Consider the following 14,595-nt stretch of genomic DNA (forward strand, 5'->3'; position numbering starts at 1 on the left):
CCTTTTCCTCCAGGGGCCGGACCGGGCACCGGAACGACGCAGCCCACCGGCCGGCCCGCCGACTACTCCCCCGAGCCCGCTCGCAGCGGGGCCGCGGTACCCGCCTCTCACCTGCCGCGTGCGTGCCGTGCTGCGGGCGCGGTCTGCTGGCGGTGGGCGGGCACGGCGGGTCGGACGGGGGCGGGCTGCTTCGGAGTGGTCCTGTCCGGGACCGCGGTGGTGGAGCGGGAGCGGGCTGCGGTGGTGGAGACGCGGGGGCCGGTGGGCAGTGGCTGGTCGAGGGGTGTGGTGAGTGCGTGGTGGGCGGCCAGGAGCAGACGGGCGGCGATGTTGGAGAGCGGGCCGGTGCGCCAGGGGGCGGTGTCGGGGGTGATGCGGGCGAGGTGTTCGGCGAGGGGAAGGTTCTGCTGGGTCATGCGGTGCATGCGGTGGGCGAGGACGGGCCACTGACGGGAGCTCACCAGGAACCCGGCCTCCTGCTGGGGCAGGGTCTCGTTGACCGTCCTCACCAGGGTGCGGTGAGCGTCGGGGGTGACGCCGAGCTGGTTAAGGGCGCGGGCCCGGTCGCCGAGGTCGAGGTCGCGGGGGATGTTCAGGCCTTCGGTCAGCGGGCCCCAGACGTTCCTCGCGTCGGCGCTCACCGGGGCGGCCCGGGGGTCGGGCTTCTGCCCGGTGCCGGGAGCGGGCGGCGCGACGGCCGGAGCAGGGGCGGGTGTGCGCGCGGGCGGAGCCGGCGCGGTGCCCGGAGCCGGAGCGGCGGGCGCAGCGGCGGGCTGCGGTGTGGTGGCAGCCGGCGCGGCAGGGGCCGGAGCGGGAGCGGCGGCCGGAGCGGGCGCGGAAGCGGGTGGAGCGACGGCGGGACTCTGAGCGGGTGTGGTGGCCGGGGCGGGTGTGGTGGCCGGTGACGGCGGCGGCGATGGCCTGGTCAACGTTGAGGCTGGCTGTGTGGGCGTGGTTGAGGATGCGGGCGACGTCGATGCCTTGGCCGTGGAGGCGGCCCATGGTGGCGGCGATGTCGGGCCAGGCCGGGGAGGCGAGGATCGCGTCGCGGATGAGGCCTTCGGGGATGGTGGTGCGCAGGAGGTCGGCCCAGCGGTCGGTGCCCTCCGCCTGGATGCGGGCGATGTTCTTCGCGACCGCGTGCTCGACCCCTGCGGCCATGGCGCCCAGGTTCGGGAGGAACGTGGTGAGGTCGACGCCGGCGTGGCTGAGGGAGATGAGCTGGCGGGCCATCACCGGCCAGTCGGGGCTGTTGGTGAGGTGGGTGAGGAGGGAGGCGGGCAGGTGCTTGCCGGTCGGCGGACCACCAGGACTCCGCGACCTGCCCGGAGTCCTGGTCGAGTTCCTGTTGCTGGCCGTGGTGGTGTTTCTGGGAGGCGCGGCGGACCGCGTCCGCGATCGTGAGGATCAGCCGGACCGACATCGCCGCGGCCTCCGCGGCCTCGGACAGGGCTTCGGAGAACGGCTCACCCTGGAGCTGGGCGGGCGCGGGGGTGGTCATGGGGTGGGGTCTCCTTCGGTGTGGTCAGCGTGAGCGCCCAGGGCCCGGGTCTGGTCCTGGGTGTGGTCCGGTGGGAGGCCGGGGCGGTACGGGGGTAACGGGCGGGAGCGGGACGGGGCCACGCTCGGCGGTGGGTGTCACCCGTACGGTGCGCGCGGGGAGGTCCGGGGTTTCGTGGTGCGGGCTCCGGTGGTGGTGAGGGCGGCGGCTGTTGTCTGAGCGCGGTGGTTCTGTGCTCGGTGCCAGGCGGAGCCGGCCTCGATGGCTTCGATGAGGGCGAGCAGGGGGTTGAGGATGGCGGGTGCGCCGCCGCCACGAGCGGTGCGCGGGGCGGGCTGCACCCGGGCCCCGCTGTCCTGTCGGCCCCGCTCTCACACCCGCGGTGCTGACGTTGTGTCACGGGCCGGTACCGGCCTGAGCGGATCAAGGACGCGCGGCCGGGTCAGGGCGATGATGTGGTCCTGATTCCGGGCAGGGCAGGGGGCGTGGGGTGGCGGGCAACAGGCTTGCGGCCAGGATGGGGTCGGCGGTGTCGGGGGGGGTCGGCGGCGATCGCCTTCCTGGTGGCGATCGTGACGAACTACGTCACCGCGCAGCCGCCGGAGTGGGCGGAGAACACCGTCCTGGTGTGGTCGGTGTTCGGGGCGCTGGCCGTCGTGTCGCTCGGGCTGTTCTTCTGGGAGCGACGCCTGGCCGCCGGAGTGCCGGACGACGGTGTGCGGCCTGTGCCGCTGGAGCAAATCGCGGCAGGGGGGGCACTCGATGAACCCGCCTACGGTCTCGGCACGGGTACGGGGGCGTGCGGCGGAGCTGGAGCGGATCGGCACCCTGGTCCGGGGGCGTGGCGGGGGCATGGTGGTGGTGTGCGGGGCCGGAGGGCTGGGGAAGACCACGCTCGCCGCAGAGGCCTCGGCCCGGGCCCGGGCCGAGGGTCGGGTGGTGGTGTGGATCCGTTGGCGCGACGGTGCCGCCCAGCTCGGGCAGGACCTGGCCCAGGCCGCCCATATCCTCGGCCTTCCCGAGTCCCGGCTGGAGGATGCCCGGACGGGAAGGGTGTCGCTCGTCGACGCCGTCTGGGAACACCTGGCCACCGTCAAGGGGTGGCTGATCGTCGTCGACAACGTCGACACCCCCTCCCGCGTCGGGCCGGGGTCGGGGCTCCCGGCCGCCTACCGGGGCTGGCTGCGCCCGCACGGAGGCGGAGTCCTGCTCGTCACGAGCCGCGACACCACCCGGCAGACCTGGGGGCCGGACGCCGACCTGATCCACCTCCAGCCCCTCGCCGACGACGCGGCCGGCACGGTCCTCCTGGACGCCGCAGCGCACGCCGGAACCGAAACCGAGGCCGAGGCCCTGGCTGTCCGGCTCGGCGGGCTCCCGCTCGGGCTGAACGCCGCGGGCACCTACCTGTCGGTCCCCACCAGCCGGCACCGGACCTTCGCCGCCTACCAGCACGCTCTCGAAGCCGAGTTCGCCGACCTCCTCGGCGCCGAACACCCCGGAGCAGCGGCTGACCCGGACGCCGCGCGCCGGGTCGTCCGGCACACCTGGGACCTCTCCCTCGACCAGCTCCACCAGGACTGCTACGCCCTCGCCCGCCCCGTCCTCCAGCTCCTCGCCCTCCTCGAACCCGCCCCGGTCCCCCGCAGCCTGGTGACGCCCGGGCTCGTCACCGACGCCACCGGGCTGCCCGCGACCGCGGCCACGGTGGACGCCGCGCTCGCCGGGCTCCACCAGTACGGGCTCCTCCACACCCCCGGGGACGCCAACCCCGGGGACGGTGGTCCGCCGGTGAACCAAGTCCGGCTCCACCGCCTGGTCCGGGACGTCACCGCCCACACCCTCACCCGTCCGGAACCCACGGACACCTGGGTCGCGGCGATCGACGAGCACCTCGCCCGGGCTGTGGACGCGACGACGAGCATGCCCGGCCGGACCGGATGGCCCACCGCACGCCTCCTCGCCGTCCACCTCCGATCCCATCTCGACCGCCGCGCGCAACGCGATTTCACCACTGCCGTCGGCACGCTGGACGATCTCGCCGACGCACTCAACAACGCAGGAGCAGCCTCCGAGGAACTCCTCCTGCGCCGGCACCTCCTGGACGCCGAGACCCGCCTCCTGGGCGCCGACCACCCCGACACTCTCGCCACCCGCAACAACCTCGCCAGCACGCTGAACGACCTCGGAGAACACCAGCAGGCCGCCGTCCTCCACCACCAGACCCTCACCGCCCGCGAACGCATCCTCGGCCCCGACCACCCCAACACCCTCAGCAGCCGCAACAACTACGCCAACGTGCTGAACAGGCTGGGTGATCACCGACAAGCAGCCGGCCTCCACCGCCAGGACCTCACCGACCGTGAACGCGTCCTCGGTTCCCACCACCCCGACACCCTCGGCAGCCGCAACAACCTCGCCACCGCGCTGAACAGGCTGGGTGATCACCGACAAGCAGCCGACCTTCACCGCCGGAACCTCACCGACAGCGAACGCATCCTCGGCCCCGACCACCCCAACACCCTCAGCAGCCGCAACAACCTGGCGAACGCGCTGAACGCTCTCGGAGAACACCAACAAGCAGCCGACCTCCACCACCAGACCCTCACCGCCCGCGAACGCATCCTCGGCCCCAACCACCCCGACACGCTCACCACCCGCAACAACCTCGCCACTGCACAGGCCCGGCTGGCCGAGGTCGGGCGCCGACGATGGTGGCAACTGCCCCGCCGAAGGTGAGCGCGTGGTTTCGCCTCCCTGCTGGTTCAGCGCGAGCGCCCCGGCCCCACGTCAGGGCCCGGATGGGTTCCAGTCGGAGGGCGGGGCGGTACACCGGTAACGGGCGTGGGCGGGGCGGGGCCACGCTCGGCAGCAGGTGTCACCCGCACGGTGCGCGGGGAGGTCCGGGGTGTCGTGGTGCGGGCGCCGGTGGTGGTGAGGGTGGCGGCTTCGCGGAGCAGGACGGCGGCCTGGGCGGCGGCTGTGGTCTGGGCGCGGTGGTCCTGCGCGCGGTGCCAGGCGGTGGCGGCTTCGACGGCTTCGACGAGGGCGAGCAGGAGGTTGAGGACGGCGGGTGCGCCGCCGCCGCGGGCTGTTCTGGGCGTTCTCCCCTTCCGGGACCTGTCCCCCGCACTTCGTCGTCTCGGCCCCAATGCTCGGCTGAGGTGGCCGGCTGGGCCGGCAGGGAGGACGTCAGGGGAAGGTGACGCGGACCAGTCTGCTGTCCAGCCAGTCCCGGAGGTGGGTGGGCTGGGTGATGGTGCCGGGATTGTGGGGCTGGTTGAGGTCGGTGACGATTTCGGTCAGGATGCGGCGCCGTTCCTCCTGGTCGGTGACGGGAACGGCCCGGGCACGGATGTCAGAGCGAATGCCTTGCTTCAGGTGGAAGGTGAAGTCCGGATGGGCCAGGAGGTTGGCGTACCAGCTGGTCGGACGGCCGGAGGTGCCGCTGCAGAGGTAGGTCCGGCCGGCGGCGCGGTAGAAGAAGATTTCGATCCGTCGGGGGCGGCCGGTGCGGCGGCCGGTCGTGGTGATGTCGACGATCCGGTCGCGGGTGCCTGCGGCGGGGGTGATCTCGATGGCGGCGCGTATCGCCGGGTCCATGAGGGCTTCTTTCGAGTGGACGGGTGGTGGGGGAAATCAAACGGCTTCGTGCCTGAGGGCGGGGCCGAGCAGGAGGCCGCCGTCGATGACGAACTCCGAGCCAGTGGCGAAGGAGGCCTCGTCGGAGGTGAGGAATAGCAGGGCTCGGGTAATGTCCGCGGGCTCGCCCAGGCGGGGGATGGCAAATGGCTCGGCTGAGTAGAAGTCGGAGATGGGGGCGTCGCTGCCTGCGGCGGGTTCGGTGATGAACGGGGTGGCAATGACGCCGGGGTGGATGGCGTTGACGCGGATGTGGTCGCGGCCCAGTTCCAGGGCGGCAGTCTTGGTGAGGCCGCGAATGGCCCACTTGCTTGCCACATAGGGGGCGTACATCGCGGTGCCGCCCACGCCGGAGGTGGAGGCGATGTTGACGATGACGCCACCGCCGTTCCGGCGCAGCGAGGGGGCTGCGGCCTTGATGCCGAGGAAGGCTCCGGTGAGGTTGATGCCGAGGATGCGGTCCCAGGTCCGGCGGTCGGTGGTCTCGATCGGGGCGGCGGGGTTCTGCACTCCGGCGTTGTTCACGAGGACGGACAGGGGGCCGAAGTGCTCTTCAGAGGCCTGGACGGCGGCGTTCCAGGAGTTCTCGTCGGTGACGTCGAGGCGGACGTAGAGTGCGCGGGTGCCGAGTTCGTCGGCGAGCGCGTGGCCGCGGTTTTCGTCGATGTCGGCGATCACGACGTCGGCGCCTTCGGCGTGGAAGGCGCGGATGTGACTGGCTCCCTGGCCGCCGGTGCCGCCGGTGACGAGTACGGAGCGGTGGTCGAAGCGTCCCATGAGGTGGTTCCTTTCCAGGTGGTGAGTCGAGTGACTCGCCTCGCCCTTGACCGTACGAGAGCGACGAGAGGTGAGTCAAGCGGCTCACCTCGTCTATGGTGGTTCTCGTGAACACCGAACCGTCGGCCTATCACCAGCGCGTCGCCGAGGAGAAGCGGGGCGCGATCCTGCGCGCGGCCACCAGCCTCTTCCTGGATTCCGGGTACGACCGGACGTCGCTGGCGAAGATCGCTGAGGCGGCCGGAGTGTCGAAAGCGACTCTGTTCAAGCAGTTCCCGACCAAGGCGGCGCTGTTCGACGCGATCGTCACCGCGTCCTGGCAGACAGGCGACGGCTACGAGAACGCCCCGCCGCCGGGCGACTTCCGGGCGGGCCTCGCTCTGATCGGCCGGCGCTACGCCGCCCTGCTCACTCGTCCGGACATGGCCGACCTCTTCCGGATCGTCATCGCCGAGCTGCCACGCTTCCCGGAACTGGCAGAGTCGCAGTTCCACCGCGGCAAGATGCCCTATTTCGAATCGGTACGCCATTACCTGGAAGCGGAGCGGGAAGCGGGCACGATCCGGCTGGAGGATCCGGAGCTGGCCGCGACCCAGTTCCTCGGCATGATCTCCAACTACGTCTTCTGGCCCCGCCTGCTCCTGGCCCACTGGGCTCCGGACGGTACGGCCGTCGAGTCGGTCGTCGACGAGGCCGTCCTGATGATGGCGGCCAGGTACGCCGCCTGAGCTGCGCACATCGCACCCTCCCCCGCCCGGCGGCCTCCGGAAAGGCGGGAGAGGAGCTTCTTCGGGGTCTGCTCAGCGGTCGGCGGGGGCTCGGATGTCAGAGGCGACCAGCCAGACCAGCCGGGGGCGCTCCTCGGCCTGAGGCGACCGAGGACAAGGCCCCCGTGCGCACGGTCGGCGCTGGCTGCATCTTCGTCACCGCCCTGCGGCGTGTTGCCCCCCCGGCAGCGTCCCGTCGCCGGTCACCGACGGGACCGTTATAGGCCCTGCGGGCGCGCCGAGCGGGCCCCTGATGCCGGAGGCAGGGCCATCTCCGGCGCCAGGGGCCCGAGGCGTACTCCGGGGACCCGCCTGTCCCGCACACCCATAAGGCGCGGTCTGCCCGATGCCGTCCAGCGAGCCGGCATCTCCTTCCGTCCGCTCCCGGCGCTGCGCACATGAGGGAAGCGGCGCGTTCCTTCCTGACCTCAGCCCAGTACATGGCGCTGGTCAATGCGCCTAGATCATCGTCGTCAGGACGCCTCCATCGGCTCGCACCGCGGCTCCGTTGGTGGCTGCCGACAGTGGGCTGGCCAGGTAGAGCACAAGCTGTGCGATCTCGGACGGTTCGATGAACCGTTGCAGGAGCGTGGTCTGATTGGCGCTGATGATCGCGGCCTTCATCTCATCGGCCGGCACGTTCCGGGCCTGGGCGATGCCGGCGACGGTACCTGCGACACCGTCCGAGTAGGTGGGCCCGCCGAGGATCGTGTTGACGGTGACCTCGGTTCCCCGCGTGAGCTTGGAGAGGCCATTGCCGAGGGCGATCATCGCCGCCTTCGTCACCCCGTAGTGCACCATGTCAGCGGGAACGTTCACGCCCGATTCGCTGCTGATGAAGAGGATACGGCCCCACTTCCTGTCGAGCATGCCTGACAGGACCTGGCGGGAGAGTCGGACGCCGCTCATGACATTGACGTCGAAATAGCGCTGCCACTCGTCGTCGGAGACCTCCTCGAAGCGGTCCAGACCGAAGAGACCGACGTTGTTGACGAGGATGTCGAGATCGCCCAGTGATGCCAGCAGATCCCGGACCTGAGCGGCATCGCTGAAGTCAGCGCCCCGTCCGGAGACGTCCGCATCCGGCAGCTCGGCGCGGAGCCGTCGCAAGGCGTCCTGGACACCGGCCTCGCTACGCCCGTTGATGACCACCGCGGCGCCCTCGCCGAGGAGTGCACGTGCCACGGCGAAGCCGATGCCCTGTGTCGAACCGCTGACGAAGGCGGTCTTGTCTTTCAGTCGCAGATCCATGCTTCTTCTCGTTCCTGTGGTGCCGCACCGGCACATTGACTTTCCTGAGCAAGTAAAAGCTAGAACGGAATGACTTTCCCAGTCAAGTCATCAGGGGTAGGCTGGCACCATGTCACGACTCAGCAGCGAAGACCTCGAAACCTGGTCCGCCCTGGCCACCGTCCTCGAATGGCTACCGACCGCCCTCGACACGCAGCTGCAACGGGACGCAGCGCTGACGCACTTCGAGTACGGCGTGATGTTCGCGCTCGCCCACGCCGAAGACCGCACCCTGCGGATGAGTACCCTGGCCGGCTACTCCAACAGCACCTTGTCCCGCCTCTCACGCGCGGTGGCCCGCCTGGAGACGAAGAACTGGATACGCCGGACGCCCGACCCGACCGACGGCCGCTTCACTCTCGCCATCCTCACCGACGCCGGCGAGCAGAAAGTCGAGCAGGCCGCCCCCGGACACGAGGCCACCGTCAACCGGCTGGTCTTCGACTCCCTGACAACAGCCCAGACACGGCAACTCCGCGACATCAGCCGGCGCATCACAACGGCCATCCGCACCCAGGACAGCTGGACACCACCCCCCAAGGCCACCGAGTAGAGCGGCCCCTCACGCCGGTCCGCTTTGGCGGATCACCGGCGGGCGATGGCTGTGCGGGAGGAGCTGGCAGGCGGGGGCTGGAGCGCGGTACGTGCGGAGACCCACGTGACCCGGTCCGCAGTGACCGCTCCTGCGCTTCGGGTGCGTCTGGTGCTGCCCGAGCTCGCCGGGGCGGCGCAGCACGCGGTACGGGCCGGCTGTGCGGTGCGGGCCTGGTGGAGCGCACGGCGGGCCTGGCGCTCCAGGAGAGGTCCGAGGTCAGGCGGCGGGGGTGTAGCGGACGATGGTGTTCTCGCACGGGCCGTCGGCATAGACCTTCAGCGCCTCCAGCTCACGGTCGTCGGCGGTGAGCTGCCAGCGGAGCTTGGTCGAGACCCACTCGCCGATGTACCGGCACTGGGCGTCCGGGGACGGCGGCATCCAGTCGGCCGGGTCCTGGTCGCTTTTCTGTCGGTTGCTGCGGGCCGTCACCGCGACCAGGGAGACCTCCGCCCCCTGGTCGTTCGCGTACGCCTCGCGCCGGGCCGGGGTCCAGGCGGAGGCCCCTGAGTCCCAGGCCTCGGCGAGCGGGACCATGTGGTCGATGTCGAGGGCTCCGGCGCTGGTGACCTCCTGGCCGTCGTAGTAGCTCGTCCAGGTGCCGCCGGTGAGCTTGCAGCCGGCGCCCACGGTCGGTGCGACGACCGCCTCGGCGAGGAGGACCTCCGCGCGGGTATTGCAGCCGTCGGTCGCGTTCTCACCAGCGTTCCAGTGGCGGAAGGACGAGCGGGTGTAGCCGGTGCGGTCCTCCTCGGTGACCTTCACCTGGCCGACCGCGTCGGCCAGTGTCGTCACCTCCGCCACCGGAGCGGCCCGAACCGCCGTGGGTGCGGAGACAGCGGTCGCGGGGGCAGCCGAGGCCAGAACGGCCGCGGCGAGGGCCAGGACGGTGATCATTCGTCGGTTCATGATCACCTCAACCAGCCTGCCGGGGCCTCCCGTTACGGGTCACGGAGGCCGTTCACCCGGTCGAGATCGCGCGAGGTGCCGTCGCCGCAACCGGGGTCGCGGAATCCGGGGCCCAGCGGCGAGGGCGGCTGGAAGCCTGGACGTAGGAGCGACTCTGGCGGCTGACCGCCGATCCCAGGCAGACGGGCAGGGGCCACTTTCGTGCGTTCAGTCCTGGGCCGGCAAGCGCAACGCCACGTCCCAGGCCCAGGCCCAGGCCCAGGCGCCAGCATCCCGAGCCTCCTCCAAAGTGATCAACGGGAGGCGTGGTGCCGTCGGGTACGAACCAGTGGGAGAGTCCATGCGAGCTCAATGGGCGTGGCGGCGGCCAGGACACGCTGCCGCCCATCGAGCATCACAGGTCGAGCACCGCCCATACCCTGCGCCCGTCGTCCGCAGTGTCCGTGCCGCACGACACAGCACCCAGCCTGGTGAGCTCCGGCAACACCCTGGTGTCCGCGGCCGCGAGTCCCGGCTGGTGCGACAGAGCGACGATCAGCGCCTGCCGCTTCTGGTCCGCGAGGTGCACGGACACCCGCCGTCCGCCGTCCGCGACTGCGGTCAGCACCAGCAGCTCCGTCAACGCGGCCGCTGCCTCGTCGACCTCCCGGTACCCCCATTCGTGCAACCGCCCCAGCACGAAGCCCGACGCCTTCCGCGGGGACCACGCAGCGGCCTCCAGCGACCAGTTCGCCGACCGCCGGTTCCGCACCTGCATCCTGGCCCGGGCCGTACCCGCAAGACTTGTCTCCGGGCGCGGCGGAGACACGGGGCGCTTGGGCGGTGGCGGGGTCTTCGGCGGATAGTCCGGAGCGTGCTCCTCGGCGGCCACAGCAGCCTCCCAGCTCGATGCGAACCCTCATCGTAGGGCGGCTGCACCGCCCGGCTGGGCAGAACGGATGACAACGGCCGCACGGCGGCGCCCGCCAGGCAGCCGCAACTACTCCGGGCTTAGCCCGATGTCCGGTCGGCACGCGTCATACCCGGACGGGGCATCTCCACTCGCATCGGCGCCCGCACCGTGGGTTGGGCTCACGCGAGAGCCGTGCGGAGGCGAAAGGCATCGGGCCAGCAGGCCTCACGGGACCCGGTGGGCCTGCCCGTCACGGGCTGGTGGCGGGCAGGCCCCGAGAGGGTGCCCGCCGTGCGGTCGGCGGCGGCGAGCAGCGCGGTGACGGTCGCGTCCTCGGTGCCGGTCAGGGTGGCGATCTGGTCGACGGTCAGCTGGAGTTGGTCGCGGAGAAGGGCGATGTCCTCGGCGGGGTGGTGGGCCCGCCGCCGCGGCGGGTCACGGCCCGGGTGAGGTGGCCCCAGGCCCAGGCGGCAGGGGCCCGCTCGGCGACGATGGCGATCCACCGGTCGGCGATGAGGCTGAAGATGTGGGAGACGACGATCTGCGCCTCATCGGCCGGCAGACGGGCTGCCGCGAAAGTTTGGTAGGCGGGGCGGTGCAGGTCGTAGAGCGCGATACCTCCATCTGACTATGTATGTCATGCGTGGGTAACCGACGTCGGGTGCGGGCGTGGCCCATGTCCGCAGGAAAGGGTGCCGTGCCAGCTGATGTCGCCGAGGTCGATGTGGTCATCGTCGGGGCCGGGGCGGCCGGTCTCAGCCTGGCCCACCACCTGTGCGCGCCGGGCGGCCGTCTTCTGTCCGTGGTGCTCGTCGACGCGCCGCCGGGTCGGCTGCGTCCTCCGCGGCGGACCTGGTCCTTCTGGGAGCCGGAGTCGGGGCCCTACGACGCGTCGCTGACCGCCTCCTGGTCCCGGCTGCGGGTCCGTGCCGCTGACGGCGGGGTCGTGGTGGCTGGGCTGCCGCGGCTGCGCTACAAGATGCTGCGTTCCGACGATTTCGAGGCTCTCGTGCACCGGAGGCTCTCCGGTGCGCCCGGGGTGCGGCGGGTGGTGGCCACGGTGAGTTCGGTACGCGACCTCCCCGGTAGCGGAGCTGAGGTCCGCGTCCGGGACGGGGGCAGTGAACGCGCCCTGGTGCGTGGCCGCTATGTGTTCGACTCCCGTCCGCCCCGGGTTCTGCCGTCCGCCCGCACCACGCTGCTCCAGCACTTCTCCGGCTGGTTCGTCAGAGCCGAACGGCCCGTGTTCGACCCGGCCGTACCCGACCTGATGGACTTCCGCACGTCCCAGCCCGAGCGGGGCCTGTCCTTCGGATACGTTCTGCCGCTCGACCCGCACACCGCGCTCGTCGAGTACACAGAGTTCTCCCCCGCGCCGCTGACCTCCGAGGGCTACCGGCGGGCCCTGGACCGGTACACCCGGGAGATCCTCGGCCTGGGGTCGTTCGAGGTGACGGCGCGTGAGCACGGGGTCATCCCCATGACCGACGGCCGCTTCCCGCGCCGCGTGGGGCGTTCGGTATACCGCATCGGGACCGCGGGTGGCGCGACCCGCCCCTCGACGGGGTACACCTTCGCCGCGATCCAACGGCAGAGCCGTGCCGTGGCCGGCCGGCTGCGTTCGGGCATGCCCCTGCGGGTGCCTCCCGCCCACGGGCTGCGGGCGCGGACGATGGATGCGGTGATGCTGCGGGCCCTGGACACCGGAAGGATCGACGGGCCGGACTTCTTCGGCCGTCTCTTCCGCGGCGTACCCGCCGAACGACTGCTGACCTTCCTGGACGGCGGGTCCCGGTGGCACGAGGACCTGCTCATCGGGGTAAGGACACCCGTCGCTCCCATGCTGCGGACCGTCGCCGAGCTCCCTTTCGTCCGTCGCCGTCCACCCCAGCCCCTCCCTCCCCCACCCGTCCGCCTTGAAGAGAGCAGCTCATGACCCTGTTGCGCGGTGCCGCACTGTCCGAAGCCTTCGATGAGGGCTCAGCGGCCTACGACCGGCTCGTCGCGGCCAGTCCCGGCTACCACGCGCATCTGCGTCGCTCCGCGCGACGTCTCGGCCTGGCGGACGGCGGTGCGGGACTGCGCGTCCTGGATCTGGGATGCGGGACCGGCGCCTCCACCGAGGCGCTGATCGCCGCTGCCCCGCTCGCCAGCGTCACCGGTGTCGACGCCTCAGCGGGGATGCTGGAGCGGGCGGCGGCCAAACCCGGGCTGACGCACGTCCAGTTCGTCCACGCCTCGGCGGAGGCGCTGGCCGACCGACTGGCGCCGGGCTCTTTCGACGCGGTGTTCGCGGGCTATCTCTTCCGCAACGTGCAGGACGCGGACGCGGTGCTGGGCCTGGTGCGCCGGCTGCTGGTGCCGTCCGGCCGGCTCGCCGTGCACGAGTACACGCTAGGCGGATCACCGGTGGACCGGGCCGTCTGGAACACGGTCTGCTCAATGATCATCCGGCCCGCCGGACGGCTCACCGGCAACGCGCGGCTGTACCGCCATCTCCAGGAGAGCGTGAACACCTTCGACACGGCTGCGGAGTTCGCCGGACGGCTACGGAAGGCCGGGTTCCAGGGTGTCCGCGTCCTGCCGCTGCCCGGCTGGCAGACCGGCATCACGCACACCTTCGTCGGCCGCACCGCGCAGGAGGCGTGATGGCGCCGAGGCGGGGCGGCTCCGGCAGCCGTCACGGCCGGGACCGGCGGGCCGCCGTGGTCCACGCGCACGGCGGCCGCGCCCGTTTCACCGGTCAGGCCCCTGCCGCCGCGGTCGTCGGCGGCGGCATCGCCGGGATCGCGGCCGCCACCGGACTGGCCGAGCGAGGCGTGCGCGTCACTCTCTACGAGAGCGAGCCGGATCTCGGCGGGCGTCTGGCAGGGTGGCCGACCCGGCTCGCGGACGGTTCGACCGTCACCATGAGCCGCGGCTTCCACGCCTTCTTCCGGCAGTACTACAACCTGCGCGGGCTGCTGCGCCGGGTCGACCCCGGGCTCGACTCCCTGACCTCGCTTGCCGACTACCCCCTGCGGCACAGCTCCGGACTGCACGACAGCTTCGCCCGCGTCCCTCGCACCCCGCCGCTCAGCGCTCTCGGATTCGTCGCGCTCAGCCCGACCTTCGGGGTGCGTGACCTGGCCAGGATGAGTCCGCGTGCCGCGCTGCCGCTGCTGGACGTGCGGGTGCCGGAGGTCTACGAGCAACTCGACGGGGTCAGCGCCCACGACTTCCTTGCCCGTATCCGCTTCCCCGAGGCCGCCCACCACCTGGCCTTCGAAGTTTTCTCCCGCAGCTTCTTCGCCGACCCGCGTGAACTGTCGGCCGCGGAGCTGGTCCTGATGTTCCACATCTACTTCCTCGGCTCCAGCGAGGGCCTGATCTTCGACGTCCCCGCCGAACCCTTCCCCACCGCCCTGTGGGACCCCCTGCGCGGTTACCTGGAAAGTCACGGCGTTTCCGTGCGTACGAGCACCCCCGTCCGGCAGGTGCGCCCGCATCCCGACGGCGGCCTCAGCGTCACCACCGGTCAGGACACCACTCGCTGTGACGCCCTTGTCCTCGCCCTGGACGGCGCCGGACTGCGCCAGGTCGTAGCCGCCTCTCCTGATTTGGGTGACCCGGACTGGCGCGCGCGGATCGACCGGTTGCGGACCGCCCCGCCGTTCCTGGTGTCACGGTTGTGGCTGGACCGCCCGGTGGCGCCCGAGCGGCCCGGATTCCTCGGCACCAGCGGCTACGGACCGCTGGACAACGTGAGCGTCCTGGACCGCTGGGAGGGCGAGGCGGCGCGCTGGGCCCTGCGCACGGGGGGCTCGGTGCTGGAGGTGCACGCCTACGCCGTCTCCCCGGATGCCGACCGGGGTGCGGTCCAGGCGGAGGCGGTCCGTCAGCTGCACCGGGTCTACCCGGAGACGTCCCGGGCCCGGGTGGTCGACGAGCGCCACGAATGGCGGGCGGACTGCCCGATGTTCCCGGTGGGCGGCTACGGGGACAGGCCGGGCGTTCGCAGCCCGGATGCCGCCGTGACGGTGGCCGGAGACCTGGTCCGCACCGGGCTGCCCGTGGCGCTGATGGAACGCGCGGCCACCAGCGGGTTCCTCGCCGCCAACGCGCACCTGGAGCGGTGGGGCGTACGCGGGCAGACACTGTGGACGGTCCCGCGCACCGGACGGTCGCTGCCGCTGCGGGGGCTTGCCGCACTCGGCCGCTGACGCGCGAACAGGCGGTTCCCCCG

Annotated in this window: 15 protein-coding genes and 1 pseudogene; 7 read left to right on the plus strand and 9 right to left on the minus strand. The window is 71.8% G+C overall.

Features of this window, described 5'->3' with window-relative positions:
* Nucleotides 1–107: 107 nt before the first annotated feature.
* From DTB53_RS37675 to DTB53_RS32250, 3 genes are all read right to left on the minus strand, one after another.
* The gene (locus DTB53_RS37675) at nt 108–509 is read right to left on the minus strand and encodes a hypothetical protein (protein WP_236586447.1); all 402 of its coding nucleotides are present in this window, start codon (nt 507–509) and stop codon (nt 108–110) included.
* Nucleotides 510–546: 37 nt separating this feature from the next.
* Complete coding sequence (locus DTB53_RS37680) at nt 547–1,233, minus strand: hypothetical protein (protein ID WP_176737654.1); 687 nt, start codon at nt 1,231–1,233, stop codon at nt 547–549.
* Between the two features lie 405 nt (nt 1,234–1,638).
* Entirely contained in the window at nt 1,639–1,842 is a 204-nt protein-coding gene (locus DTB53_RS32250) for a hypothetical protein (protein ID WP_042495195.1), read from the minus strand.
* 421 nt (nt 1,843–2,263) lie between these two features.
* Here DTB53_RS32250 and DTB53_RS32255 point away from each other — a divergent pair, with 421 nt between their 5' ends.
* Nucleotides 2,264–4,240, plus strand: a complete 1,977-nt coding sequence (locus DTB53_RS32255) for a tetratricopeptide repeat protein (RefSeq protein WP_012377461.1) — start codon at nt 2,264–2,266, stop codon at nt 4,238–4,240.
* A 453-nt stretch (nt 4,241–4,693) separates the two neighbouring features.
* On the opposite strand, the gene DTB53_RS32260 is transcribed toward DTB53_RS32255, so the two are convergent.
* Nucleotides 4,694–5,104 (minus strand): nitroreductase family deazaflavin-dependent oxidoreductase, encoded by a 411-nt coding sequence (locus DTB53_RS32260; RefSeq protein ID WP_012377463.1) that lies wholly within the window; start codon nt 5,102–5,104, stop codon nt 4,694–4,696.
* Nucleotides 5,105–5,140: 36 nt separating this feature from the next.
* Nucleotides 5,141–5,920 carry an SDR family NAD(P)-dependent oxidoreductase gene (locus tag DTB53_RS32265; protein WP_012377464.1) on the minus strand — a complete coding sequence of 260 codons (780 nt, stop codon included), beginning with the start codon at nt 5,918–5,920 and terminating at the stop codon, nt 5,141–5,143.
* A gap of 95 nt (nt 5,921–6,015) precedes the next feature.
* On the opposite strand from DTB53_RS32265, the gene DTB53_RS32270 reads away from it, so the two are divergent.
* The gene (locus tag DTB53_RS32270; RefSeq protein WP_012377465.1) at nt 6,016–6,648 is read left to right on the plus strand and encodes a TetR/AcrR family transcriptional regulator; all 633 of its coding nucleotides are present in this window, start codon (nt 6,016–6,018) and stop codon (nt 6,646–6,648) included.
* A gap of 498 nt (nt 6,649–7,146) precedes the next feature.
* Here the strand turns inward: DTB53_RS32270 and DTB53_RS32275 are convergent, their stop codons facing one another.
* Nucleotides 7,147–7,938 carry an SDR family NAD(P)-dependent oxidoreductase gene (locus tag DTB53_RS32275; RefSeq protein ID WP_012377466.1) on the minus strand — a complete coding sequence of 264 codons (792 nt, stop codon included), beginning with the start codon at nt 7,936–7,938 and terminating at the stop codon, nt 7,147–7,149.
* Nucleotides 7,939–8,047: 109 nt separating this feature from the next.
* On the opposite strand from DTB53_RS32275, the gene DTB53_RS32280 reads away from it, so the two are divergent.
* Together DTB53_RS32280 and kilB are read left to right on the plus strand one after the other, a co-directional pair.
* Nucleotides 8,048–8,530 carry a MarR family winged helix-turn-helix transcriptional regulator gene (locus DTB53_RS32280; protein ID WP_012377467.1) on the plus strand — a complete coding sequence of 161 codons (483 nt, stop codon included), beginning with the start codon at nt 8,048–8,050 and terminating at the stop codon, nt 8,528–8,530.
* 24 nt (nt 8,531–8,554) lie between these two features.
* A pseudogene (gene kilB, locus DTB53_RS38165) lies at nt 8,555–8,731 on the plus strand (plasmid transfer protein KilB); the annotation flags it as partial.
* 57 nt (nt 8,732–8,788) lie between these two features.
* On the opposite strand, the gene DTB53_RS32285 reads toward kilB, so the two are convergent.
* The 3 genes from DTB53_RS32285 to DTB53_RS37120 all read right to left on the minus strand — a co-directional run bounded on the left by DTB53_RS32285 (nt 8,789) and on the right by DTB53_RS37120 (nt 10,873).
* On the minus strand, nt 8,789–9,466 hold the full coding sequence (locus DTB53_RS32285; protein WP_042495199.1) for an HNH endonuclease family protein: 678 nt from the start codon (nt 9,464–9,466) through the stop codon (nt 8,789–8,791).
* Nucleotides 9,467–9,872: 406 nt separating this feature from the next.
* Nucleotides 9,873–10,235, minus strand: a complete 363-nt coding sequence (locus tag DTB53_RS37685; RefSeq protein ID WP_106431654.1) for a hypothetical protein — start codon at nt 10,233–10,235, stop codon at nt 9,873–9,875.
* Between the two features lie 314 nt (nt 10,236–10,549).
* The gene (locus DTB53_RS37120) at nt 10,550–10,873 is read right to left on the minus strand and encodes a hypothetical protein (protein ID WP_174924800.1); all 324 of its coding nucleotides are present in this window, start codon (nt 10,871–10,873) and stop codon (nt 10,550–10,552) included.
* Between the two features lie 173 nt (nt 10,874–11,046).
* On the opposite strand from DTB53_RS37120, the gene DTB53_RS32300 reads away from it, so the two are divergent.
* The 3 genes from DTB53_RS32300 to DTB53_RS32310 are packed head-to-tail and all read left to right on the plus strand — an operon-like array spanning nt 11,047 to nt 14,572.
* Complete coding sequence (locus DTB53_RS32300) at nt 11,047–12,306, plus strand: lycopene cyclase family protein (RefSeq protein WP_012377470.1); 1,260 nt, start codon at nt 11,047–11,049, stop codon at nt 12,304–12,306.
* Nucleotides 12,303–13,019: a class I SAM-dependent methyltransferase gene (locus tag DTB53_RS32305; RefSeq protein ID WP_012377471.1), complete on the plus strand. Its 717-nt coding sequence runs from the start codon at nt 12,303–12,305 to the stop codon at nt 13,017–13,019. The genes DTB53_RS32300 and DTB53_RS32305 overlap by 4 nt, the downstream gene beginning before the upstream one ends.
* Nucleotides 13,019–14,572, plus strand: a complete 1,554-nt coding sequence (locus tag DTB53_RS32310) for an FAD-dependent oxidoreductase (protein ID WP_078562734.1) — start codon at nt 13,019–13,021, stop codon at nt 14,570–14,572. Before DTB53_RS32305 ends, DTB53_RS32310 begins: the two co-directional genes overlap by 1 nt.
* Nucleotides 14,573–14,595: the final 23 nt, after the last annotated feature.

The sequence above is a fragment of the Streptomyces griseus genome, from assembly GCF_900460065.1.
GTDB classification, from domain to species: Bacteria; Actinomycetota; Actinomycetes; order Streptomycetales; family Streptomycetaceae; genus Streptomyces; species Streptomyces griseus.